The following is a 22,929-nucleotide window of genomic DNA, read 5'->3' on the forward strand; positions in this document are numbered from 1 at the left end:
CTCCGTGTGGGAATGCCGCTCTGGACGCTCTGCGTCCGCTCTTAAAAGCGCGACGCAGAGCGTCACAGAATGCATTCCCACGCGCAGCGTGGGAATGATCAGGTCGGGCTAGATCCAACCGCTGCTCTGCATGGCCTTGTACACCGCCACCACCGCCAGAACGAAGAACGCCGTAGCCGCCAGCCGGCGAATCAACGTCAATGGCAGTTTCTCCGCCGCGAAATTCCCCGCCAGAACCACCGGCACGTTGGCAATCAGCATGCCCAGCGTGGTGCCGATAATCACCAGCCACAGCTCAGGGTATTGCGCCGCCAGCATCACCGTGGCGATCTGCGTCTTGTCACCGATTTCTGCAAGGAAGAACGCAATCAGCGTGGTCAGGAACGGCCCGAATTTGCGCGTAGTACTGGCTTCGTCATCGTCGAGTTTGTCCGGCACCAAGGTCCATAGCGCCGTGGCGCAGAAGCTTGCCGCGAGGATCCAGTGCAACACCGCATCCGAGAAGAAACTGCCGAACCAGGCCCCCACGGCACCGGCAGCCGCATGGTTGGCCAGGGTCGCGGCGACGATGCCGGCGATGATCGGCCAGGGTTTGCGAAAGCGTGCGGCAAGGATGAGCGCGAGCAGCTGCGTCTTGTCGCCGATTTCGGCCAAGGCAACGATTGCGGTAGGAACGAGTAATGAATCCAGCATCAGGTAAGTTTCCAGGGGCGGGTCGACACGGCTATGACACGTACAGCCTTCCCGCCCCGGGTAAGGTGTGCGTGTCATAGGTCTTGTCAAACCCCGGTCCGTCTGTGCGGACTCCTGGGTCGCATACGCCATGGTCTGCTGACCAAGTATGTTGACGTATGCCGGACGAGCGTTTCGCTCGTGGGAGACTACTCCCCTAGGACGGAGCGGATTCTGCCTAGGCAAAACCCATTCGGCAAGCCTTCTTTTTCAAAGCGCCATCAGCCGCGTTTGGCACGGTAAATGCGGAAGCCATTGCCTTCAGCCTTGATCGCACACACGCCCAAATGCTCTTCGATCAGCGGTTGGTACTTGAGGAAGCTGTTGGCGACCAAGCGAAGTTCGCCGCCTTTTGCCAGGTGTTTCGCGGCTTTTCGCAGCAAGTTTTCCGTGGCGAAATAATCCGTGTGCACCCCGACATGGAACGGCGGGTTGCTCAAAATTGCGTTCAAACCCATCGGCGCGGCATCGATGCCGTCACCGGTCAACACCTCGGCGTCCAGGCCATTGGCCGCCAATGTCAGGCGACTGCTGGCGGCAGCAAACGCATCCACGTCGAGCATCGTCACCGTGTTATGCGGGTAGCGCCGCTTGACCGCCGCCCCGAGCACGCCGGCGCCGCAACCAAAGTCGAGCAAATGCCCGCTGGGCAACTTGTCCAGGTGCGCAAGCAACAGCTGCGTGCCGCGATCCAGGCGGCCGTGGCTGAACACGCCCGGCAGGCTCACCACCTTGAGCGGTCCTTCGGCCAGCGGCACGTCGAACACCTGCGCCAGGCTCTCCAGTTCAACCGCCTGCGGGGCATTGACCACGGTGACCTGCCACAGCTGGCAGTGCCGCGCGTTGTCGAGCTTGCGCGGCTTGCCGAACGGCGTCATCTGCTTGGCAGCGCTTTCGATACCGCCTTTCTTCTCGCCGACCAGATACAGCTCGGCACCGGGCAGGCGCGCGGCCACGGCGTTGAGCAGGTAGTCGGTGAGGTCCTTGGATTTGGGCAGGAAAATCACCGCCGCATCAAACCCGCGATCGGGCACGTTTACGCCGAACTGACTGCGCTCGGGGAAGCGCGCGTCGAGCGCCGCCTGGTCGCCGGCGTGCCAGCTCCAGCCGTGCGCGTTGGGCAGGCGGCCGAGTAAGTCGTCGGCGGGCAACCCTACCAGCAACAGGTTGCCTTGAAAAAGTTCGGCCTGACGAAGCAGTACTTCACTGCGCGGATCCATGGTCTGCTCCTTGAAAAGGGGCGCAGTTTATCAACTGACGACGCGCAGCGGGGCGCCGCTGAAAAAGCCTCGGGCGTTTTCCGCCAATTGGCCGACGATGCGCTGCCGTGCTTCGCGGCTGCCCCAGGCGTTGTGCGGCGTGACGATCAGCCGAGGAATGTCATCAGCCAGCAGTGGGTTGCCATTCACCGGTGGCTCCACGCTCAGCACATCGGTGGCCGCGCCGCCCAGATGGCCGCTGCGCAGGGCGTCCGCCAGCGCCTGTTCGTTGATCAAACCGCCACGCGCCGTGTTGACGATAAACGCGCCGGGCTTGAGCAATGCCAGTTCGCGGGCGCCGATAAAGTCGCGGGTGTGTTCGTTGAGCGGGCAGTGCAGGGTTAGCGCATCGACCTGCGCGAGCAGTTCATCCAGCGGCACGCGGTCGGCGCGGGCAGGGCGCCCGGGAATTGCGCCGAGCAGCACGCGCATGCCGAAGGCTTCGGCCAGGCGCGCCACGGCGCTGCCCAGTTCGCCGTGGCCAAGCAGGCCAAGGGTTTTGCCTTCCAGCTCGACAATCGGGTAGTCCAGCAGGCAGAACTGCTTGGCCTCTTGCCATTTGCCTGCGGCAACATCGCGTTGATAGTCCTTCAAGCGGGTTGCCAGGTTGAGCAACAGCATGATCGTGTGCTGCGCCACCGACGGCGTGCCGTAGCCCTGGCAGTTGCTCACGGTGATGCCATGGGCGCGGGCGGCGGCGAGGTCGACGTTGTTGGTGCCGGTGGCTGAAACGAGGATCAGCTTGAGCTCGGGGCAGGCCTCCAGGGTTTCGGTATTCAGCGCGATCTTATTGCTGATGGCCACCTGGGCGCCTTGCAGGCGTTCGATCACATTTTGCGGCGTGGTATGCGCGTACAGCTGCAGGTCGCTGAAGCTGTTGCGCAATTCGCTGAGGTCGAGGTCTCCCAAGTCGAGGGACGGGTGATCAAGGAAGGCGGCGCGGCGATTGTTCGTCATCAACTGTACCTTTTGCGACAGGGTTCGAAGGCGTAATCTGCCGAGCCTATCAGATGAAATAATCAGTTACTTAATGGAGTGAGCATGTACGCCGCCGAGTTTTTGACCGTAGCCTTGATTCACTTGTTGGCGGTGGCCAGCCCCGGCCCGGATTTCGCCGTGGTGGTGCGCGAGAGTGTGACCCATGGCCGTCGTGCTGGGACGTGGACGGCATTGGGTGTGGGTTCGGCGATTTTCCTGCACGTGGGTTACTCGTTGCTGGGCATTGGTTTGATCGTGTCGCAGTCCATCGTGCTGTTCAACGCGCTGAAGTGGGCGGCGGCGGCGTACCTGCTGTACATCGGCTTCAAGGCGTTGCGCGCGCAGCCGGCCAAGCCTGTCGCCGAGGGCGAGTTGCACCGTGAAGTGGGCGAACGCACCCCGCGTGGGGCGTTTACTGCAGGTTTTGTGACCAATGGCTTGAACCCTAAGGCCACGTTGTTTTTCCTGTCGTTGTTCACTGTGGTGATCAACCCGCATACGCCGCTGGCGATTCAGGCCGGTTACGGCGTGTACCTGGCGGTGGCGACGGCGCTGTGGTTTTGCCTGGTGGCGATGTTGTTCAGCCAGCAGCGGGTGCGTGCAGGGTTTGCGCGCATGGGGCACTGGTTTGATCGGACCATGGGTGCGGTGTTGATTGCGATTGGGGTGAAGCTTGCGTTTACTAGCATGAAATGAGGCGTGCGGGAGATTGGGGGCATATCCGTTGCTGCGGTAACGGCTTCGTATGGTTCCGCTCTTACAGCCATGCCTTTCAAGGTCTGCGTTTAAAGATCCGTTTAAAGTCATGTTTAAGCTTGTTTATCCGACTTGGCAGCCTTGAGCACCCGAGCTGTTGAGACATGGGCCCGTGCAGCCTTACCTTCCAGCCACTCCTTAGGTTTGGCGACTTTAGGACCACGAGGACTTTTCGCGACGGCCTTGGGTTTGATCAACCTCGCCAGGGCCAACAACCGCTCTGCCAGCCCTTGCGAGGTCTTTTCAATAGGGAAATTCTCCGCAGGCAATGCGATCTGCATTCCCTGATAATCACTGCGAACATGCACCGCCAAATGGTAAATCGAGGCCTCCCAACCCGCTGGCTGCGTTTCGCGGTGGGCCTGATCAACACTGCGTTTGAGAACCGACAAAACGTTGTAAGCCAGAACCGCTGAGGCAAAGCCCAGCAGCGCGGCTTTAGGGCTACCAAGGCTCTTAATCTCACTGTCCAGCACCGATTCAAGGCGTTGGAACATTCCCTCAATAGTCCAGCGGCGGCGGTACAAATCAGCTATTTGCCGAGCGCTAATGGTGTCGGGCAAGTTGCTCCAGAACCGCATCACCGAATCGCCTGAATCATTTGCCGTTTGCAGGCTCAACTCAACGCGTCGCCAGCGGCGGCCACCTTTTACTTCAATGATTTGCTCACGAACGCTTCCGCTGTCGACGATCCCTGACTCTTGCCAGTCGCTTTCCTGAATTATGCGAGGATGTTTGCTGTGTTCGCGAACGATGAACGAAGCCCCCGTGTCTTCGCAGGCTTGTAGGACCGGCAGCGTGCAGTAGAGCCGGTCAGCCACCCACAGTTGGCCCGCGCTTGCGCGGGCCAACAGCGGTAAAACACTGACCCGCTCGCTGGCATGGGCGTCTTCACAAGGCTGAAGATCAACGACTAAATCCAGATCAGGGTCGTAGGCCACTACGGAAAAGCCCGGGCGAGCCGCAGCTCGTTCAGTGCGCAAAGCGCCAAGACGTTTTTCAGTGGAGGGCAGGTGGTTGCCGTCAACAATACGCAATTGCCAGCCGGGTAGGATCGATGAATGGCCGAGCGTTTTTATGGTCGGCTCTAAACGCTCTGCGCTACCCGAAATCAGGGCTCGAAGCAGCTCGGGCTCGGTCCGATTAATCTTGTCATAGAGCGCCGAAAGGGTGACTGAAAGCCCCTCCATCTTGCGCGCTGCCGCGTGTAGAGAGGGTCTCAGGCCCAATGAAACTAGGGACATCAGCTCTACAACGGTTGAAAATAAAAGCTCACGGGAGTACTGACGTTGGCGGTGATCATTGAACACCTTATCAACCCATTCGGCAGGTACGGCCTGCTCTAATACCAGCTTGGTCATGACACTGGCCGGTGCTTGTTTTTCGAACCGCTCTAGAACCTTTTCCCACATGGTTTCGTCATCCTGACTGAAGTTTGGGGGGGATTTTAAACCAAGACCTTGAAAGGCATGGCTCTTACAGCGGGTCACTTTTGGCAAACGCCCGGAATGCCGGCCCAGCCAAAAGTAACCAAAAGGTCTTTGCCCCACCACTCGGTGCCTCGCCTAGGCTCGGCATGCCCGCACTCCGGCCCGTTTCCGCGGGTCGCCGCGATGGGCCATCCATGGCCCAGCGCGGCTAAACCGGCATCCCTGCCGGTTTACCCGCTCCACCGTGCCTACTTGCGGCCATCGTGGTTAATGGGGCCTGTCAGATCAAGATCAAAATCTACAGCACGGCGGCCTAGTAGCCGACCTGAGTGGTTGAAGCAAAAACAGGGCAAAAGCAGAGCAAAAGCAGAGCTGCTTTTCTGTGGGAGCTGGCTTGCCTGCGATGCAGACACCTCGGTACATCAGGCAAACCCAGTTGATGCCTTCGCAGGCAAGCCAGCTCCCACATTGACCGAGTAAACACACACCTACCTGATGTACTGAGCTCAAAATGTGGGAGCGGGCTTGCTCGCGAATGCGGTGTGTCAGTTACAAATGAGCTGACTGACACACCGCCATGGGGAGCAAGTCCCTCCCACATTTAACCCAGTTCAGCTTCCAAGAGCAGGTCGGCTGTCAGGCCGCCTTGGCTTTGCTTTTGATTCAACCACTCAGGTCGGCTACTAGGCCGCCGTGCTCTTGCTTTTGATCTTGATTTTGATCTTAGGCGCCCCGTTAAACCACGCTGGCCGAACGCAGGCTTTGGAGCGGGGGTAAACCGGCAGGACGCCGGTTTAGCCGCGCTGGGCCAAGGATGGCCCATCGCGGCGGCCCCCGCTCCAAAGCCTGCGTGAGGGCACACCGAGCCGGAGGCGAGGTGCCGAGTGGTGGGGCAAGAGCCTTTTGGTTACTTTTGGGCTCTTTTCAAAAGTGACCCGCTGTAAGAGCGGAACCAATCCAAGCCATCACCCAAATAACGGATATTCACCCGGCGGCCCAGCGGCCCAGCGACAACCCAACCACCCAGGTGATGGCCCAAAGCTAGCATTCATCGGCCTCTGCAAATCATTCCTTTGGCTGATTTAGCTGACACATAAGCTCTCTAAAGTGCAGATCTTCAAGCCAAGACCGTGCAGTCAGATAAGGGATTCGTATGTTGCAGACCCGTGTTATCCCACCCGCCGAAGGCGCTTACCAATACCCACTGTTGATCAAACGCCTGTTGATGTCCGGGGCGCGCTACGAAAAGACCCGGGAAATCATCTACCGCGACAAACTGCGTTACACCTACCCAACCCTGATCGAGCGCGTTGCGCGCCTGGCCAACGTGCTGACCGAAGCCGGGGTCAAGGCCGGTGACACCGTCGCCGTGATGGACTGGGACAGCCACCGTTACCTGGAATGCATGTTCGCCATCCCGATGATCGGCGCGGTGATCCACACCATCAACGTGCGCCTGTCCCCGGAACAAATTCTCTACACCATGAACCACGCCGAAGACCGCTTTGTACTGGTCAACAGTGAGTTCGTGGGGCTTTACCAGGCCATCGCCGGGCACCTGACCACGGTCGACAAGACCCTGCTGCTCACCGACGGCGAGTCCAAGACCGCCGAGTTGCCCAACCTGGTCGGCGAGTACGAAACCCTGCTGGCGGCCGCCAGCCCCCAGTATGACTTCCAGGACTTCGACGAAAATTCCGTCGCCACCACCTTCTACACCACCGGCACCACCGGCAACCCCAAGGGCGTGTACTTCACCCACCGCCAACTGGTGCTGCACACCATGGGCGTGGCGACCATCATGGGCAGCGTCGACAGCGTGCGCCTGCTGGGCACCAACGACGTGTACATGCCGATCACGCCGATGTTCCACGTACACGCCTGGGGCTTGCCGTATGTGGCGACCATGCTCGGTTTGAAACAGGTCTACCCCGGCCGCTACGACCCGGAATACCTGGTGGAGTTGTGGCGCAAGGAAAAGGTCACCTTCTCCCACTGCGTGCCGACCATCCTGCAAATGGTGCTCAACGCCAAGGCTGCCCAAGACGTGGATTTTGGTGGCTGGAAAATCGTCATCGGCGGCAGTGCGCTTAATCGCACGCTGTATGAAGCGTCCAAGGCGCGTGGCATTCAACTGACCGCCGCGTACGGCATGTCCGAGACCGGGCCGCTGGTGTCCTGCGCCCACCTCAACGAAGAACTGATGGCCGGCACCGAGGACGAGCGCACCACCTACCGCATCAAGGCCGGCGTGCCTGGGCCGTTGGTGGAGGCGGCGATTGTCGACAGCGAGGGCAACTTCCTGCCCGCCGACGGCGAGTCCCAAGGTGAGCTGGTGCTACGCGCACCCTGGCTGACCGAGGGCTATTACAACGAGCCGCAAAAGGGCGCTGAGTTGTGGGAAGGCGGCTGGATGCACACCGGCGACGTGGCCACCCTGGACGCGTTTGGCGTGATCGATATTCGCGACCGCATCAAGGACGTGATCAAGACCGGCGGCGAGTGGATTTCCTCGCTGGCCCTCGAAGACCTCGTGAGCCGCCACCCAGCGGTACGCGAAGTAGCGGTGGTGGGCATCGCCGACCCGCAGTGGGGCGAGCGCCCATTTGCGCTTCTGGTAGTGCGTGATGGCCATGTGATAGGTGCTCGCGAGCTCAAGGAACACCTCAAGCCTTTCGTGGAACTGGGCCATTTGAGCAAGTGGGCGATTCCAAGCCAGATCGCCGTTGTTACGGAAATTCCCAAGACCAGTGTAGGAAAACTCGACAAAAAACGTATCCGCATCGACATCATTGAATGGCAGGCCAACAACAGTACGTTCCTGTCCACCCTCTGACGCCCCTCGCCGCGCCCATTCGGGCGCGGCAATGCTCTATCTCGCGCCTTCACTTGTGATTTGCCAATTTTCAGCCATCCTTGCCACGCCGACCTTCGTTGGCGTGGCGAAAGGGTTGTGGCAGACGGGTTGGTGATGCAAATCACACTTTAGAGGGATCAAGCGATACCCCCCGCTGGCTATAGTCCCCTTCAGAGTTTTTCAAGGATGTTGCACTTCGGGCCATGGGGGCCCGGTTGTCGTTCGGCATTGGAATCGTTGTGTTCCGGCCGATACATGCATCCAGAAGACAGAACTCACTGCCATAACAATAATGCACATGGAGTAGCGTCGATGACCTCAGTAAACCAGTTCTGGCGCCGGGCAAGACTGCCCTTGGCCGTCAGTCTCGCTTCTACGCTCGCCGGGCCCGCATTCGGCGTCAGTTTCAATATCGGTGAAATCGAAGGTAGCTTTGACTCCTCCCTGTCGGTGGGGGCGAGCTGGTCGACGGCGGGTCGAAACAAGGACCTGATCGGCGTCAACAACGGTGGCAAGGGGTTGTCGCAAACCTCCGATGACGGCCACTTGAACTTTGACAAGGGCGATGCCTTCTCGAAGATCTTCAAGGGTATTCACGACCTTGAATTGAAATACGGCGACACCGGCATCTTTGTGCGTGGCAAGTACTGGTACGACTTTGCGCTGCAAAACGAAGACCTGGACTTCAAGAACGTCAGCAACAACAACCGTAAAGAGGGCGCCAAATCCTCCGGCGGGCAGATCCTCGATGCCTTCATCTATCACAACTACACCATCGCCGATCAGCCAGGCAACGTGCGCTTCGGTAAGCAGGTGGTGAGTTGGGGTGAAAGTACCTTCATTGGTGGCGGTATCAACTCCATCAACCCGATCGACGTGTCCGCATTCCGTCGCCCGGGGGCTGAAATCAAGGAAGGCCTGATTCCGGTCAACATGTTCTACGTGTCGCAGACGCTGACCGATAACCTGTCGGCCGAAGCGTTCTACCAGTTGGAGTGGGACCAGACCGTTACCGATAACTGCGGCACCTTCTTCTCCCAGCCGGATGTGGTCTCCGACGGTTGCAGCGATAACCTGCGCCTGCTTGCCAAGCGCTCGACCATTGCCGCTACGGCGGCGGGTCGTGGGGCGCTCGCTCAGTTCGCGGCGCGGGGCGTGGACACCAACGAAGAGGGCACCCTGGTCCGTCGTGGCGGTGATCGGGATGCGCGTGACAGCGGCCAGTTTGGCGTAGCCATGCACTACAACTTCGAACCACTGGACACCGAATTCGGTGCCTTCTTCATGAACTACCACAGCCGCGCGCCGATCTTCAGCGCAACCGCGGCGCCCGCGTCCGCTTATGCCATTGCGCCGGCCTTCGGCTCGCTGGCGCCGGTGTTTATCGCCGGTAACTCCAAGTACTTTATCGAGTACCCGGAAGATATCCGTCTGTACGGCTTGAGTTTCTCGACCACATTGCCGACGGGGACTGCCTGGAGCGGTGAGCTGAGCTATCGCCCTAACGCACCGGTGCAGCTCAATACCACCGACATCCTTTATGCGGGCGTGAAAGACCTGGGTGGCGCATTTTCGAACGCCTCCCTGCTCAGCGGCGCCAAGGGCCAGGACCTGAATGGTTACCGTCGTAAGGAAATCACTCAGTTCCAGACCACACTGACGCACTTTTTTGATCAGGTGATGGGCGCCAGTCGCTTGACCCTGGTGGGTGAAGTGGGTGTAACCCATGTGGGCGGGCTTGAAAGCAAGAACAAGGTGCGTTATGGCCGCGACCCCGTCTTCGGCCCTGGGGCGTTGCCGTCTACTGGCGGGCGTAACACCTGCTCGCAGATCCTCAACCCGTCCACCATCGGCGGCGCCGGCCCAGGCGCAGATGCCAGCAATGTTTCCAAATACTGCGACAACGATGGTTTCACCACTGCCACCTCCTGGGGCTACCGTGGCCGCGCCATCTGGGAATACCCGGACACGTTTGCCGGTGTGAACCTCAAGCCAAGCGTGGCCTGGTCCCACGACGTCAAAGGTTACTCGCCAGGCCCTGGCGGCAACTTCGAAGAAGGCCGCAAGGCTGTCAGCCTGGGTGTGGATGCCGAGTATCAAAACACCTATACCGTGGGCTTGAACTACACCAACTTCTTTGGTGGCAAGTTCACCACCGTGGACGATCGTGACTTTATCGCCTTGAGCGCAGGCATGAACTTCTAAGCACACTCTCTTTAAGCAGTCTGTTTTCAGGAAGAACCAGAACATGAAAATAACGAAAAGTCTGTTGCACGTGGGTGTGCTTGGGCTGTCGATCATGGCGGGTAGCGTCATGGCGGCAGTCTCGGCGGATGAAGCCGCCAAGCTGGGCACGAGCCTGACCCCAATGGGCGCTGAAATGGCCGGTAACGCGGCCGGCACCATCCCCAAATGGTCACCTTTGCCGACGAATGCCGGCGCCGTGGACGCCCGGGGTTTCCTGGCCAACCCGTACGCCAGCGAACAACCGCAGTTCACCATCACCGCGCAAAACGTCGAACAGTACAAAGACAAGCTGGCGCCGGGGCAGTACGCGATGTTCAAGCGCTACCCGGACACCTTCAAGATGCCGGTCTACCCGACTCATCGTGGCGCCACTGTGCCGGCTGATGTGTTCGCGGCCATCAAGAAGAACGCCACCACCACCAACCTGGTGTCCGGCGGCAACGGCCTGGAAAACTTCGAAACCGCGGTGCCGTTCCCGATTCCGAAAAGCGGCGTAGAGGTGATCTGGAACCACATCACCCGCTATCGCGGCGGCAGCGTGACCCGCCTCGTGACCCAGGCCACCCCGCAAACCAACGGCTCGTTCAGCCTGGTGTATTTCAAGGACCAGTTCGTATTCCGCGACAAAATGAAGGACTTCGACCCGAAAAACCCGGGCAACGTGTTGTTCTACTTCAAGCAGCAAGTGACCGCGCCGGCGCGTCTGGCCGGTGGTGTACTGCTGGTGCACGAAACCCTGGACCAGGTGAAAGAGCCGCGTTCGGCGTGGGTCTACAACGCCGGCCAGCGCCGTGTGCGCCGGGCGCCGCAAGTGTCCTATGACGGCCCGGGTACGGCGGCCGACGGCCTGCGCACCTCCGACAACCTTGACATGTACAACGGTGCACCGGACCGCTACGACTGGAAACTGGAAGGCAAAAAAGAAATCTACATCGCCTCCAACAGCTACAAGATCGACGACCCTAAGCTCAAGTATGCCGACATCATCAAGGCCGGCCACATCAACCAGGACCTGGCCCGCTATGAGCTGCGCCGCGTCTGGCACGTGGTCGCCACCCTGAAGGAAGGTCAGCGCCACATCTACGCCAAGCGTGACTTCTTCATCGACGAAGACACCTGGCAAGCGGCGGTGATCGACCACTACGACGGCCGTGGCCAACTGTGGCGCGTCGCCGAAGCGCATGCCGAGAACTACTACGACAAGCAAGTGCCGTGGTACGCCATCGAAACCCTCTACGACCTGCAGTCCGGCCGCTACCTGGCCCTGGGCATGAAGAACGAAGAGAAACAGGCGTATGACTTCGGCTTCACCGCCACCACCAGCGACTTCACCCCAGCGGCCTTGCGCCAGGATGGTGTTCGCTAAGCCGCACTCGCTCGACACTGTGGGAGCTGGCTTGTGTAAAGCTGGCTTGTGTGGGAGTCGGGCTTGCCCGCGATGCAGGCGCCTCGGTGTATCAGTTACACCGAGCTGATGCTATCGCAGGCAAGCCAGCTCCCACACAAGCCAGCCTTGCACGAGGCAGCTCCCACATTTTTTGTCGCAGTTCTTTTTCAGGCAAATGTTGCAAAGATCTACAAACCTGCCGCTTTTACCGCTAGTCTGCGGACATCTGCAATGCCGACAACAGCCTTCTACAAGAGCCCGGCGATGACTGATCTGTCCCGAATCCAAGGGCCTGCAAGCGCGGTAATTCCAACGCTGGAAGCGCGTTTCTACAGGCCACCGTTGCCTGACGGCTATGTGCTGCGCCCACGCCTGTGCGAACGGCTGAGTGCCGGCCTTGCAGGGCGACTGTTGCTGGTCAGCGCCCCGGCGGGTTTTGGCAAGAGTTCGTTGGCGGTGGAGTTTTGCCAGAGTTTGCCGACGCATTGGCAAAGCCTGTGGCTGGGCTTGAGCCCACGGGACAACGACCCCGGCCGTTTCCTCGAGCGCCTGCTCGACGGTTTGCAACAGTACTTCCCGCAACTTGGCGCCCAATCCCTGGGCCTGCTGAAAATGCGCCAGCGTCACCAACCCTTTGCCTTTGAAGAGTGGCTCGACGGCCTGCTCGATGAGTTGACGCTGCACCTGTCCACCCGCGCGCCGTTATTGCTGGTGCTGGATGACTACCATCTGGCCCAGGGCCCGGTGCTGGATCGCTGCCTGCAATTTTTCCTCAATCATTTGCCTGATGGCCTGGTGGTCATGGTCACCAGCCGACAGCGCCCCGACTGGCACCTGGCGCGGTTGCGGCTGTCACGGCACCTGCTGGAACTGCACGAACAAGACCTGCGCCTGACCCACGACGAATCCCTGGCCGTGCTGGACCGGCACAGCAGTTCGTTGCGCGGCGAGGCGCTGGACAACTTGATCCGCCGCAGTGAAGGGTGGGTGGCCGGCCTGCGTTTCTGGCTGTTGGCCATCGCCGAAGCCGGCAATGAAAGCGCGCTGCCGCAAAGCTTGCACGGTGGTGAAGGGCTGATTCGCGATTACCTGCTCGAAGAGGTCATCGACTGCCTGCCGGTTGAAGTGCAAGCGTTCCTGTACGACACCGCGCCACAAGATCGTTTTTGCAGCGAGTTGTGCGACGCCGTGCGCGAATCCCACGACAGCGCGGAAATCCTGCGTTATTTGCAGGCCCATCAAGTGTTTCTGGTGCCATTGGACGAACAAGGCCACTGGTATCGTTATCACCACCTGTTTTCCGACTTGCTGCGCACCCGCCGTGCGAGCAATGCCACCTTGCCGATTGCCAGCCTGCACTTGCGGGCCTGCCGCTGGTTCAACGCCCAAGGTTTGATCGACGAAGCGGTGGAGCAGGCGTTGCGCGCCGGCCACCTCGATGTGGCGGCGAACCTGGTGCAGAACCTGTCCGAGGAGCAACTGCTGGCCGAACAGAATGTCGGCATGCTGCTGCGCTGGAAAATGGACTTGCCCGACAGCCTGCTGATCAGCACGCCGCGCTTGATCGTGCTGTACAGCTGGGCGTTGGGGTTGGCTTGCCAGTTGGATGCCGCCGAAGAATTGTCCGGCTACCTCAGTCGCTTCCTGCCGGCGCCGTCGGCCACCGCACAAAAATCGATGCTGGCCCAATGGCTGGCGCTGAGCGGGATCATCGCCCGTGGGCGAGGTGATCGCGAGTTGACCCAGCGCTATTGCAGCGAGGCCTTGGAAAGCCTGCCGCACAAGCGCTACGGCCAGCGTCTGATGTGCCTGTCGACCCTGTCCAACCTGGCCATCGTGGACGCCGACCTGTGGCGCGCCCGTGGCCTGAATCGCGAATCGCTGGAGCTGGCGCAGCGCGTCGGCAACCCGCTGTTTGAAGCCTTGGCCCACTACGACCGTGCACGCGTCTTACAGGCGCGCGGCGAAATCCTGCGTTCTCTGGACGAAGTGCGCCAAGGCCTGCAACGCTTGCACGGCCTGGCGCCCCAGCGGCTGTACGCCGTGCGCGCGCGGTTATCGCTGTACGAAGGCTACCTGCTGCTGGTGCGTTATCAGCCCGAAGCCGGCTTGGCCCGTCTGCGTGCCGGCTTGAGCGAAGCCCGTGCCTGTCGGGACATCAGTGTGCTGATCGGGCACTGCGTGATCGCCAACTTCGAAGGGCGACGCGGTGATTTTGCGAAGGCCTTCGCCGAACTTGCCGAGGCGGAGCGCTTGATGCACATCTGGGATGTGCCGCCGATCTATTACCTGGCGATGATCACCCTGATCAAATGCGAGCTGTGGCTGGCCCAAGGCCGCACCGACCTTGCCGACGCCTGGCTAACCCGTCTGGGGCAGACCTACAACGGTGAGCAGGCCGCCGCCGCGCCGGAATTCCATCCACATTTGCCGCAACACATAGGGCTGCAACAGGCTGCCCTCGATGCCATCCGCCATCAACCGGCTGCGGCCCTGCAACGCCTCGAAGAACTGGCGCAGCAGGCGCATAACAGCGGGCGCCAGATGATTGCCTTGATGGCCCTGACCCAGCAGGCGCATTTATTGTTGGCGTGTGGCCAGGAAGCCAAGGCGCGGCCGATCGTGGCCCAGGCGCTTGAGGCCGGCGCGGGTGGTGCGCTGCAACCGTTCCAGCGCTTGCTGGAAAGCTACCCGGACTGGATGCGCGAACAACTGGGCAAAGACCCGCAGGGTGTGTTGAGCCAGAGCCTGTTGGCGCTGCTGCCGGTGGTTGCTGCCGTCGAGGCGCCGCCCACTCACGAAACCCTCAGCACCCGCGAACTGGCGGTGCTGCAACTGATCGCCCAGGGCTGTTCAAACCAGGAGATCAGCAATCAGCTGTTCATCTCCCTGCACACGGTGAAAACCCACGCCAGCCATATCAACAGCAAGCTGGGTGTGGAGCGGCGCACCCAGGCAGTGGCGCGCGCCAAATCGATGGGCTTGCTGGCCTGACGTCACGGCGCGGTCGGGCACGCTTGCAGGGACTTGTCGACCACTTGGCTGATCAGCGCGGCGAAGCGTTTGACGTTGTTCTGGTGCGCAACCACCACGTCGTCGATGCTCGGGCCGGCCGGTGACTGTAAGGTGGTTCGGCAGGTCAGGGCAGGGCGATCACCACCGCCGGTAGGCCTGAGCCGCCACCTCACGTCGAGCAACGCGTACTGCCCGGGCACCGAGTCGAAGCGCTGCACTTCAACACGCAACGACATGGCTTGCCGGGCGCTGCTGTTGGCCAATTGATCCACCAGCGCACTTTTCAGTTCATCCGCGAGGCTGGCAGCCCACCATTGGGTTTCGAGAATCGCTATGCCGCTGTCGCCCTGGCGAATCACGATCTGAGGCCGGTCGACCTGCGGCGGCACGCTGATGCTTTCGATGCGAATACCCGCGGCATCGGCGCGCGTGCTGTTGCTCCAGTGCGCCGGGGTCAGGGTGTGGAACGCAATCGGCTCACTGCTACAGGCCGCCAGGAACAGCAAGGTGGCGACCCAGGTGATCTTCAATGGAAACGTCATGGCTGCTCCAATCCTCATTTGCGGGGTGGCCCTTGCAGGTCTGTCGGCGCGGCGTTGTCGGGGCGGCCGCGAATCAGCGATTCAGGGTGCCGGCCGAGGTAATCCGACAGCTCGCGCAAGGAGCGCGACATGCGGCCCAATTCATCCAGGGTCTGGGTCAGTTGCTCACGTTGCGGCGAGTCTTCGGCCAGGGTTGAGTTGGCCGATTGCAGGGTTTTGCTCACGTCGCCCAGTGTGTTCTGCACGCCGGGCAGGGTCTTGGCGTTGAGCTGGGCGAGCCCCTTGCGCAGCTCGACCAGGCTGCCGTCGAGGTTGCCGGCAATGCGTTCCATCGGCAGTTGGTTGATCTTGTTGACGATGCCTTCGAGTTTTTCCTGCAACTGTTCCAGGTTACCGGGGATTGTCGGAATGCTGACCGGGCGCAGGCTCGGGTCAAACGCGACTTTCTCGGCCTTGGGGAAGAAATCCAGGGCGATGTACAACTGGCCGGTCAGCAGGCTGCCGCTGCGCGCCTGGGCGCGCAGGCCGTTTTCGATAAACGTGCCGATCAAGCGTACGCCGCCCGCTTCATCGTTCGGGTCATGTTTCGTGGCCTTGAGCAGCTTGGTATTGGCCTCCCCGAGCAGCTGTGGATAAATCACGATGCCGACGTTGATCGGAAAGCTGCGCTTCTTCGCGTCGAAATCCAGGTTGATCGACACCACTTTGCCGAATTCGACGCCAAGGAATTCCACCGGTGCGCCGACTTTGAGCCCGCGCAATGCCTGATCAAACCGCAAGGCCATGTATTGCCCTTGGCCATTGGGCGGGGCAAGGGCGCTTTGCTGGTCGTCGAACAACTCGTAGGTGTGATCTTCATCGGCCGGCTTGTCATTAGGGCTGTAGGGTGGCGCCTGGAACGCGATGCCGCCGGCCAGCATCGATGACAAGGACTCGGTTTTCAGCGCGAAACCATTGGCGCCGACGCTCAGATCAATACCGCTGGCATTCCAGAAGCGGGTGTTTTCGGTGACATACACATCATTGGGCGCATGCACGAAGACCTCGATCTTCACGCCTTTGCCATCATCATCCAGCTCATAGGCCACCACCTGGCCCACCGGGATTTTGCGGTAATAGACCGGCGAGCCGATATCCAGCGACCCCAGGCCCTGGGTATGCAGGGTGAAGCGCTTGCCGGGCTCGCCGTAGGTGATGGGGGGCGGGTTTTCCAGGCCTTTGAACTGTTTGGCGCGGGTGTCGGACTGGCCGATGTCGGCACCGATGTAGTCGCCGGACAGCAAGGTGTCGATGCCAGACACGCCACCGGCGCCGATGCGCGGGCGCACCACCCAGAATTTCGAGTCTTCGCGGGTAAAGCTTTCCGCCTGTTTAGCCAGTTTGATGGTGGCGTTGACGCTTTTCTGGTCATCGCTCAAGGCGACGTCGGAAACTTGGCCAATCACCACGTTGCGGTATTTGACTTCGGTTTTGTTGGCGACCAGGCCGCTGCCGGTCTTGAAGTTGAGGGTGATGGTCGGGCCCTGTTGCAGGACGTTGTGGACCACCAGCGAGATGCCCACCAGCACCGCGACAATCGGCACGATCCACACCAGCGAAATGCTGAAGCGCCGCGTCTTGATTGCAGGCGTGCCTGCCGATGTGCCTGCTGGGGTGTCAGCGTTGTGTGGCGTCATCCAAGCGCTCCTCGTTGTGTTGCGTTTCCCAGATCAACCGCGGATCGAAACTCATGGCTGCAAGCATCGTAAACACCACCACCAAGCCAAAAAACAAAATGCCCAGGCGCGGCTCAATAGTGCCCAAGGCCTGGAACTGCACCAGTGCGGCCACCAGCGCCACCACGATCACATCGAGCATTGACCAGTAGCCGATCAGCTCGACAAATCGAAACAGCTTCGAGCGCTCCTTGCGCGCCCACCGGCTGTTGCGTTGCACGGTGACCAGCAGCAGCGTCAGCGACACGAACTTGATGCCGGGCACCGCAATGCTGGCGATGAAAATGATCAAGGCAATGTCCCAGGCGCCGTGCTGCCAGAACTCCAGCACACCACTCATGATAGTGCTGTCCGCGCCCGAGCCGAGCATCGTGGTGTTCATCACCGGCAACAGGTTCGCCGGAAAATAAAACGCCAGTGCCGTGAGCATATAGGCCCAGGTGCGGGTCAGTGAGTGCACTTTGCGCCGGTGCAGGGTCGCGCCGCAACGGTCACACTCGATGGGCGCGGTGCTCATGTCGCAGGGCTGGCCGCAGGTGTGGCACAGGCACAGGTTGAGCTCGCGGGCAGTCGGGGGCGAACTCATAGAACGTCCCACAAATCGCGCACATCACGCCCGGCGATGCGGATCAGCAACAGGCTCAGTGCAGCCAGCGCAAACAGGCCGGTGCCGGGCACCACATCGAGCATGCCGGCCAGCTTGAACACCGCCACCATGGCGCCGAGCAGGCAGACCTCCAGCATGCTCCAGGGCCTGAGTGCTTCCAGCCAGCGCATGCACAGCTTGAACGCGGGAGAGCGCCTGCCGGACAGGGCGAAACTCAAAACCCAGATCAGCAGCACCAGTTGGAATACCGGCGCAATGATGATGGAAATCGCTGCCACCAGCGCAATAAACGTGATCGGCCCCAGGCTCAGCGCGACCACCGAATCCCACAGGGTTGCGCTGTTTTTCAAGCCTTGCAGGCTGATACTCATCACCGGATAAAAGTTGGCAAACGTCCACAGGACGGCGGCGGTGACGCTCAGGGCGAGACGTTGCTGCACCGACAGGCCGTTGTAACGCTGCAATACGCCCTCGCAGCGGGTGCACAGGGCTTTTTGGTGTTTGGCGAGCGTGACTTTTTCGTACACGCAGTCGCAGTGTTCGCAGATGACCCGTTGATTCGCCATATGTCTTGCTCCAAACGCGACGCGCTGCGGTCTTGGACAGTGCTGCTGGTTGAATGGCGCTTGGACAGTTTAGCAGTTGAAGTGTTGCGGCTTGATCCCTTCCGGATCAGGGGCAAGGTCAACCATACTGCGCCTGGAATGTGCCATAGAGCTTGCAGGAACGCCCATGAATATCGAAAAAGCCGCGCTGATCCGCGAAACCTTCCCCGTTGGCCCGTTGCAGTGCAACTGCAATGATGCGTGACGTGGCTCCCACGTTGATCTACAAGGTATTTATGTTAAAACACCTTTTATTTCAAATGTTTGTGTTCATGCAGTGATGTGCGTTTCGAAGCGTACTTTTGCAGTGTTTTGCTCTCTCAGTGTGCCAAAATTGTGCCCGCACAAGTGTTGGGTCAGAGCCCTAGGGAGACCCAGAACAGATCCCCAAATATTCTGAAATATGCCCTCATCACCTGGCCCGAGCCCGGCATGAGCCAGATGAGCTTTTCCGACCTCGAATACGCCGGCGAACTAAGCGAAGTCGCCGCGAACGGTTCCTTGCCGAGATGGATCATATTGTGCTCAACAGCGGTTTACTGAAGCTGATCGAACCGTATTACCCAAGGCTGACGGTAGTCGCAAGCCCTATCCTCTAGAAACCGTGCTGCGCATCCCTATAGCGTAAAACTGGTTCTCTCAGAGCGACCCGGCGATGGAAAGGCGCTGTATGACATCAGGTGGGTAATCGCACAGACTTACCCCACATTTGCATTCGACCTGACCAGTCATTTGCAACGGATTGGACCAGTACGCTCCGTGGCCATGACCGGCAGAAGACGGCCAATAACAGCCATCGATGACTAGGACCACCCATCGACCAAAAGGTGAAACTCGCATCTCCTGCTATCGCCCATGTCGGGCAGGAAGCTAGCCAGACCTCAGTGTTTAACCAGCTTCCCCATCCGTGCGCGCAGTTAGAAAGCCAGAGATCGGAAATGACCAATAAGGGTAGATTCTTGATTTTCCAGGGAGTGAAGGGATGCATCGAGCTCGGAGTTGACCTGATCGAGAGTTTTCGCGCGATTCACACCGAATAGATCGGCCTTATCGACCAAGTACACCGCCAATGTGGAAATGATGGCCGTTGAAGTACCAACGATGACAGCAGTTGCAAGATCTGCGAAGGGGGCTACGAATGGTACTGCTTTCAAGTAGGTACTGATGGCCTCTTCGAGCAGTACACCGCCAACAACAATCCCTCCACCAATCAAAATCTTTGACGCCTCATGTAACCCGTCACTCAGCGACATGCCTTCGGGGCGCAGGAGCAGAGTCTTGCAAGCGCCAACCAGAGAACTTGCACCTTCCCTGATCATTCGAGCGGTGCGCTTCGCTGTCGTTAGGAACGCGTTGATCAGAACAGTGACAAGGTTCGACAGAAAACCAGTGACAAACCCCCCGGCGGTCGCGTCCAGAACGGATTTCCATTGCTTGGCTACCCGAACCCCTACGCGCTTGAGGCGACGTTTGAGTTCTATACCTACTGTCGACTCCTCGGCACGGCCGTTTTGATGCCAGTCTTTCAGTTCAGCGAAGATGCTCGCGAACAGCTCGACCAGGATCGCACCCATAGCAGCCTGAAACGCTGCACGACCACCAGCGATCGCGCTCGTGCGCAAACAGTCTTTACGAAATTTTGGGCTCCGGTAGTAAGCGTCATTAACCGCTTTTTCATACTCGGCCCGAGCCTTTTGATCCGCCTCGAGCAGGAGCTCCGGATTTGCGGCGATCTTCTCTTGCTCTTCAAGCTTAGCCAGCTCTTGTTTGGCTTTCTGGCTCATTGGTTCTTTCGCCGCTTCCTTATCTCGAAGCTTTTTGAGCTTTTTCGCGCGCGCAACTTTCGTACTCTCAAGCCAGGCGAGATACTCCGTAGCCGACTTCTTTCCCATTGCTGAATTGGTTGAAATCGAGGTGGGTTTGAGATTGACGTCTTTGTTCGCCAACATCGCGCCGTCGACTCCGGACAGCACCCGGCCAGGATCGTTGTGTACCTCTTCTGCAGAGATGACATGGTCCATGCTATGACTATCACTACGACGTTCACTCATCGTCTCTCCCGTGTATGCGTCTTGCAAATTACCCTTCACGCGCGCTGCAGTGCTGTCTTGACTAACCTTCATGTAGGCAGAGTTTTTCTGGTGGTACTTAGCCTTAACAGCTTCCGTGTAAGGACCATTCTTTTTGTATGCCTGCTCAGCTGCTTCAGTGGCATAAACGCCTGCCCGCGCGTTGTGAATGGTGTCGACACTTGCCCCGTGTTGGTCGTAAGCGCTAAGCATTTTCCCGAGACCGAATGGTACCGCGATGGACTGCAGAGACGATCGGCGCAGATCACCAAAGAGCCGTTCCACGCGTTGCGAATCGATAGCGTCGATCAAGCCGGCAAGTCGTGCGTCAGTGACAGCGTCATTCACAAAATACGTTGTCGGCGGGGTTGGCAGGGCGAGCTCCATAGCTGACAAGTACGCCTGGTCAACGGGAGCGTTATCCAGGCTGTGGGCATCGGCGGCGGAAGGCAGGGGGATCAACAGTGATCGCTCACTGCTGCTGGCACGCAGCGCCTGCCGCATCGCAAATCGTTCAAAACTGGCGTTCATTTGAAGTCCTCAGGCTGCAGCGCGCAGGTAGTGCCATTCGGATGCAAACGATGCGCAGACCTGGCAAGGTGCTCGGGTCTTCATCGCTGTCATCAGTTGAACGAGCTCATCGAAAACACCCCAGCCGTGCGTTTCTGCGCATTTGGCAGCTTGTACATAGGCTGTCTTGATATCGGTAGGTTTCGAGAAGGCCTGGGACATTTTAGCTCTCACGTTTTCAGGTAGCCCAATGCGGGAAACACCCAGCACGTACTCCTCAATGTTGGTTTGGTCATCCGATGTCACTGGGCCAAAGCTGACCACACAGGCCGCCCCCACTGTCACTAATGCCAAGGCAAGCCGATTCCGCGCTTGGTTCTCAGCGAATGTAGCTAGCATTTCTGCTTGATTGGCGTTCGACTGGCGACGTCTTTCTTCCTGTCGAGCCTTTTCACGAGCTTCGCCTTCTCGCTTACCGGCGTCACGGGCCTTCTGAACCTTGCTACGGTTGACGTAATGCATCACCGAGGCAGTGATTCCAGATGCGGTAACTGCTGCACCGATTAATACAATGGCTCTCCCTGCAACCTGCGCGACCATATTCGATCCATATTTTATTGAGGGTGCCATCGCACCAAAAAACGATGCCTACTGCAGCGATATGCTCTCCTATTGCCGCAAGAGCAGTGCTACCTGACAACGCAAATGAATGTCGAAATCGTTGCGGAACGGAAATGGGCCCCAGCCACATATTTCGGCACGCGTTGAGGGCTCAGTAAGGGATATTCAACTGCAGTTGGTGGATCTGCACCGACCGCGGGTGAACGATGTGTTTTAGAACTCGGTTCTCTTGAACTGCCGGCTGCTCGGGGTAATCAGCAAAATGATCGTTGCTGATTACATAGGCGCCCGCGTCGAATTCAGCAGCGGCAAGCAATCCCTCATCGGCTTTGATCTGCGGGGGCATCACGATGACGTTAGCCTCGGGAAACATCTCCTTCAGCGCGATATCATCCAGCGATAGACGCTGACGGATCCCTGGGTCGAACATCAACGTCACCTTGTAGCTCCTACAAAGGTGCGGCACCAGCGCCTTCAATGCAGCCAGACCAATGAACCGGCCCTTACCTTGCTCCATAGGTTCGTAGCAAAGGTTGTTGCCATCGATGATCAGGGTTTTGATTTGCTTATCCAGCAGCCGAATGATGTCATTCAGGCGGCTCTGTAGTTTGTCAGCGTCACGTTGCCACTTGCGCCGTTCGCTGTTCAGTCCACTAAGCACGACACCAGGTCTGCCATTTTGAAAACGAGCCTCGCAGCGTTGGTGGATCATCGCTTTTTCGCGAGAGTTCATTGCACTACTCAACGCTTTTTCAAAGCCTTCGGCTTGAGCAATGTCACGCTCTACCTTATCCAGCTCACTGAGTGCTCCTTTCCATTTGCGCAGAACCTCGCCGGCCATCGACTCCCAATGCTCACTTTCACGGTGGGTTTCTTCGATCGCGCCTTGCAATCGAGTCAACTCCTCAATCTTGCTCGCAATGGTCGCTTGGGCTTCAAGCGGATTGAGAGCACGATAACGAAGTAGTGATTCGGTTAAATCACATACATCCTTTTCGTAGGTATCCAGCATGACCTGGTCTTCGGCCGCCGATTGGCGGAGCGATTTAAGAAGGGATTCAAGCTCAGGGCATTGCCGATAGGCAACGGTTTGTTCAGCGGACCGCCAGAGGCTTGAGAAAAACCCACCCGCGATCTCCTTTAACTGAGTCAAGCGCTGTTGAGACGACTCAATCTTATTCTTGTGTTCGGCCAAGCGATTGCTGACGACCTGCGCCGCACGTTTGGCATGTCCCAGTTTCGTGTTGGTTTGCTCGCTATCGAACGTGGTGAACCATTCGAGATCGGACTTCCAACGATTGATATCGTTGGCCAACTGTCCAGCTTGAAGTCTTTGTTGCGCCAGACGAGTGGCATGCTTGTTGATGTACATAATTCATCCCTTAATTTATTGATTCGCCTGATGCACATCTTTTTGAGATCAGGACGCGGCGGCTGTCTTACGCTGGCCCGCCCGGTAAACAGCCTTGCCGCCCAGTTGCAGCGCGACGACCACGACAGCGCCAGCGGCGAAACAGATTGCATTGGTCAGCAAGAACTCAAGCGGTGAAATCGTATGATTCATCAACGAATACTCCAGTTGCGATTGAACGAAAGCGC

At 59.1% G+C, this 22,929-nt stretch carries 17 protein-coding genes, 1 pseudogene and 1 riboswitch; of the genes and pseudogenes, 6 read left to right on the forward strand and 12 right to left on the reverse strand.

Annotated elements, in window-relative coordinates:
• Window positions 1-108: 108 nt before the first annotated feature.
• From ACA065_RS04785 to ACA065_RS04795, 3 genes are all read right to left on the reverse strand, one after another.
• Entirely contained in the window at window positions 109-693 is a 585-nt protein-coding gene (locus ACA065_RS04785; RefSeq protein ID WP_016974259.1) for a TMEM165/GDT1 family protein, read from the reverse strand.
• A gap of 88 nt (window positions 694-781) precedes the next feature.
• Window positions 782-903: riboswitch (yybP-ykoY riboswitch) on the reverse strand.
• A 50-nt stretch (window positions 904-953) separates the two neighbouring features.
• Window positions 954-1,952 carry a methyltransferase gene (locus tag ACA065_RS04790; RefSeq protein ID WP_497693522.1) on the reverse strand — a complete coding sequence of 333 codons (999 nt, stop codon included), beginning with the start codon at window positions 1,950-1,952 and terminating at the stop codon, window positions 954-956.
• 30 nt (window positions 1,953-1,982) lie between these two features.
• On the reverse strand, window positions 1,983-2,948 hold the full coding sequence (locus ACA065_RS04795) for a 2-hydroxyacid dehydrogenase (protein ID WP_497693523.1): 966 nt from the start codon (window positions 2,946-2,948) through the stop codon (window positions 1,983-1,985).
• Window positions 2,949-3,032: 84 nt separating this feature from the next.
• Here ACA065_RS04795 and ACA065_RS04800 point away from each other — a divergent pair, with 84 nt between their 5' ends.
• Complete coding sequence (locus ACA065_RS04800) at window positions 3,033-3,665, forward strand: LysE family translocator (RefSeq protein ID WP_497693524.1); 633 nt, start codon at window positions 3,033-3,035, stop codon at window positions 3,663-3,665.
• Between the two features lie 113 nt (window positions 3,666-3,778).
• Here ACA065_RS04800 and ACA065_RS04805 read toward each other — a convergent pair whose 3' ends face one another.
• Entirely contained in the window at window positions 3,779-5,086 is a 1,308-nt protein-coding gene (locus ACA065_RS04805) for an IS4 family transposase (protein WP_497695301.1), read from the reverse strand.
• Between the two features lie 1,222 nt (window positions 5,087-6,308).
• On the opposite strand from ACA065_RS04805, the gene ACA065_RS04810 reads away from it, so the two are divergent.
• The 4 genes from ACA065_RS04810 (at window position 6,309) to ACA065_RS04825 (ending at window position 14,640) form a co-directional block, all read left to right on the forward strand.
• Window positions 6,309-7,991 (forward strand): fatty acid--CoA ligase, encoded by a 1,683-nt coding sequence (locus ACA065_RS04810; protein WP_497693525.1) that lies wholly within the window; start codon window positions 6,309-6,311, stop codon window positions 7,989-7,991.
• 333 nt (window positions 7,992-8,324) lie between these two features.
• Complete coding sequence (locus ACA065_RS04815; protein ID WP_497693526.1) at window positions 8,325-10,217, forward strand: DUF1302 domain-containing protein; 1,893 nt, start codon at window positions 8,325-8,327, stop codon at window positions 10,215-10,217.
• 43 nt (window positions 10,218-10,260) lie between these two features.
• Window positions 10,261-11,625, forward strand: a complete 1,365-nt coding sequence (locus ACA065_RS04820) for a DUF1329 domain-containing protein (RefSeq protein ID WP_497693527.1) — start codon at window positions 10,261-10,263, stop codon at window positions 11,623-11,625.
• Between the two features lie 285 nt (window positions 11,626-11,910).
• Complete coding sequence (locus ACA065_RS04825; RefSeq protein WP_497693528.1) at window positions 11,911-14,640, forward strand: winged helix-turn-helix domain-containing protein; 2,730 nt, start codon at window positions 11,911-11,913, stop codon at window positions 14,638-14,640.
• A gap of 2 nt (window positions 14,641-14,642) precedes the next feature.
• Here ACA065_RS04825 and ACA065_RS04830 read toward each other — a convergent pair whose 3' ends face one another.
• The 4 genes from ACA065_RS04830 to ACA065_RS04845 are packed head-to-tail and all read right to left on the reverse strand — an operon-like array spanning window position 14,643 to window position 18,091.
• Window positions 14,643-15,203, reverse strand: coding sequence for a PqiC family protein (locus tag ACA065_RS04830; RefSeq protein ID WP_497693529.1), 561 nt, complete (start codon window positions 15,201-15,203; stop codon window positions 14,643-14,645).
• Window positions 15,204-15,217: 14 nt separating this feature from the next.
• On the reverse strand, window positions 15,218-16,879 hold the full coding sequence (locus ACA065_RS04835; RefSeq protein WP_497693530.1) for a PqiB family protein: 1,662 nt from the start codon (window positions 16,877-16,879) through the stop codon (window positions 15,218-15,220).
• The gene (locus ACA065_RS04840; protein ID WP_497693531.1) at window positions 16,860-17,504 is read right to left on the reverse strand and encodes a paraquat-inducible protein A; all 645 of its coding nucleotides are present in this window, start codon (window positions 17,502-17,504) and stop codon (window positions 16,860-16,862) included. Before ACA065_RS04840 ends, ACA065_RS04835 begins: the two co-directional genes overlap by 20 nt.
• Window positions 17,501-18,091 carry a paraquat-inducible protein A gene (locus tag ACA065_RS04845; protein ID WP_497693532.1) on the reverse strand — a complete coding sequence of 197 codons (591 nt, stop codon included), beginning with the start codon at window positions 18,089-18,091 and terminating at the stop codon, window positions 17,501-17,503. The genes ACA065_RS04840 and ACA065_RS04845 overlap by 4 nt, the downstream gene beginning before the upstream one ends.
• Before the next feature lie 471 nt (window positions 18,092-18,562).
• Between ACA065_RS04845 and ACA065_RS04850 the strand changes: the two are divergent.
• Window positions 18,563-18,755, forward strand: a pseudogene (locus tag ACA065_RS04850) (IS5/IS1182 family transposase); the annotation flags it as partial.
• Window positions 18,756-19,047: 292 nt separating this feature from the next.
• Here the strand turns inward: ACA065_RS04850 and ACA065_RS04855 are convergent.
• The 4 genes from ACA065_RS04855 to ACA065_RS04870 all read right to left on the reverse strand — a co-directional run bounded on the left by ACA065_RS04855 (window position 19,048) and on the right by ACA065_RS04870 (window position 22,894).
• Window positions 19,048-20,730: a hypothetical protein gene (locus ACA065_RS04855; RefSeq protein WP_497693533.1), complete on the reverse strand. Its 1,683-nt coding sequence runs from the start codon at window positions 20,728-20,730 to the stop codon at window positions 19,048-19,050.
• A gap of 9 nt (window positions 20,731-20,739) precedes the next feature.
• On the reverse strand, window positions 20,740-21,309 hold the full coding sequence (locus tag ACA065_RS04860) for a hypothetical protein (protein ID WP_497693534.1): 570 nt from the start codon (window positions 21,307-21,309) through the stop codon (window positions 20,740-20,742).
• 172 nt (window positions 21,310-21,481) lie between these two features.
• Complete coding sequence (locus tag ACA065_RS04865; protein ID WP_497693535.1) at window positions 21,482-22,702, reverse strand: hypothetical protein; 1,221 nt, start codon at window positions 22,700-22,702, stop codon at window positions 21,482-21,484.
• Between the two features lie 48 nt (window positions 22,703-22,750).
• Window positions 22,751-22,894 (reverse strand): hypothetical protein, encoded by a 144-nt coding sequence (locus ACA065_RS04870; protein ID WP_497693536.1) that lies wholly within the window; start codon window positions 22,892-22,894, stop codon window positions 22,751-22,753.
• Between the last annotated feature and the right edge of the window lie 35 nt (window positions 22,895-22,929).

Source organism: Pseudomonas sp. LBUM1640, assembly GCF_059716225.1.

Excerpts from the sequence above, each read along its gene's own strand:
- ACA065_RS04785 (WP_016974259.1), bottom strand. The coding sequence starts at position 693 with ATGCTGGATTCATTACTCGTTCCTACCGCAATCGTTGCCTTGGCCGAA.
- ACA065_RS04790 (WP_497693522.1), bottom strand. The coding sequence starts at position 1,952 with ATGGATCCGCGCAGTGAAGTACTGCTTCGTCAGGCCGAACTTTTTCAA.
- ACA065_RS04795 (WP_497693523.1), bottom strand. The coding sequence starts at position 2,948 with ATGACGAACAATCGCCGCGCCGCCTTCCTTGATCACCCGTCCCTCGAC.
- ACA065_RS04800 (WP_497693524.1), top strand. The coding sequence starts at position 3,033 with ATGTACGCCGCCGAGTTTTTGACCGTAGCCTTGATTCACTTGTTGGCG.
- ACA065_RS04805 (WP_497695301.1), bottom strand. The coding sequence starts at position 5,086 with ATGACCAAGCTGGTATTAGAGCAGGCCGTACCTGCCGAATGGGTTGAT.
- ACA065_RS04810 (WP_497693525.1), top strand. The coding sequence starts at position 6,309 with ATGTTGCAGACCCGTGTTATCCCACCCGCCGAAGGCGCTTACCAATAC.
- ACA065_RS04815 (WP_497693526.1), top strand. The coding sequence starts at position 8,325 with ATGACCTCAGTAAACCAGTTCTGGCGCCGGGCAAGACTGCCCTTGGCC.
- ACA065_RS04820 (WP_497693527.1), top strand. The coding sequence starts at position 10,261 with ATGAAAATAACGAAAAGTCTGTTGCACGTGGGTGTGCTTGGGCTGTCG.
- ACA065_RS04825 (WP_497693528.1), top strand. The coding sequence starts at position 11,911 with ATGACTGATCTGTCCCGAATCCAAGGGCCTGCAAGCGCGGTAATTCCA.
- ACA065_RS04830 (WP_497693529.1), bottom strand. The coding sequence starts at position 15,203 with ATGACGTTTCCATTGAAGATCACCTGGGTCGCCACCTTGCTGTTCCTG.
- ACA065_RS04835 (WP_497693530.1), bottom strand. The coding sequence starts at position 16,879 with ATGACGCCACACAACGCTGACACCCCAGCAGGCACATCGGCAGGCACG.
- ACA065_RS04840 (WP_497693531.1), bottom strand. The coding sequence starts at position 17,504 with ATGAGTTCGCCCCCGACTGCCCGCGAGCTCAACCTGTGCCTGTGCCAC.
- ACA065_RS04845 (WP_497693532.1), bottom strand. The coding sequence starts at position 18,091 with ATGGCGAATCAACGGGTCATCTGCGAACACTGCGACTGCGTGTACGAA.
- ACA065_RS04855 (WP_497693533.1), bottom strand. The coding sequence starts at position 20,730 with ATGAACGCCAGTTTTGAACGATTTGCGATGCGGCAGGCGCTGCGTGCC.
- ACA065_RS04860 (WP_497693534.1), bottom strand. The coding sequence starts at position 21,309 with ATGGTCGCGCAGGTTGCAGGGAGAGCCATTGTATTAATCGGTGCAGCA.
- ACA065_RS04865 (WP_497693535.1), bottom strand. The coding sequence starts at position 22,702 with ATGTACATCAACAAGCATGCCACTCGTCTGGCGCAACAAAGACTTCAA.
- ACA065_RS04870 (WP_497693536.1), bottom strand. The coding sequence starts at position 22,894 with ATGAATCATACGATTTCACCGCTTGAGTTCTTGCTGACCAATGCAATC.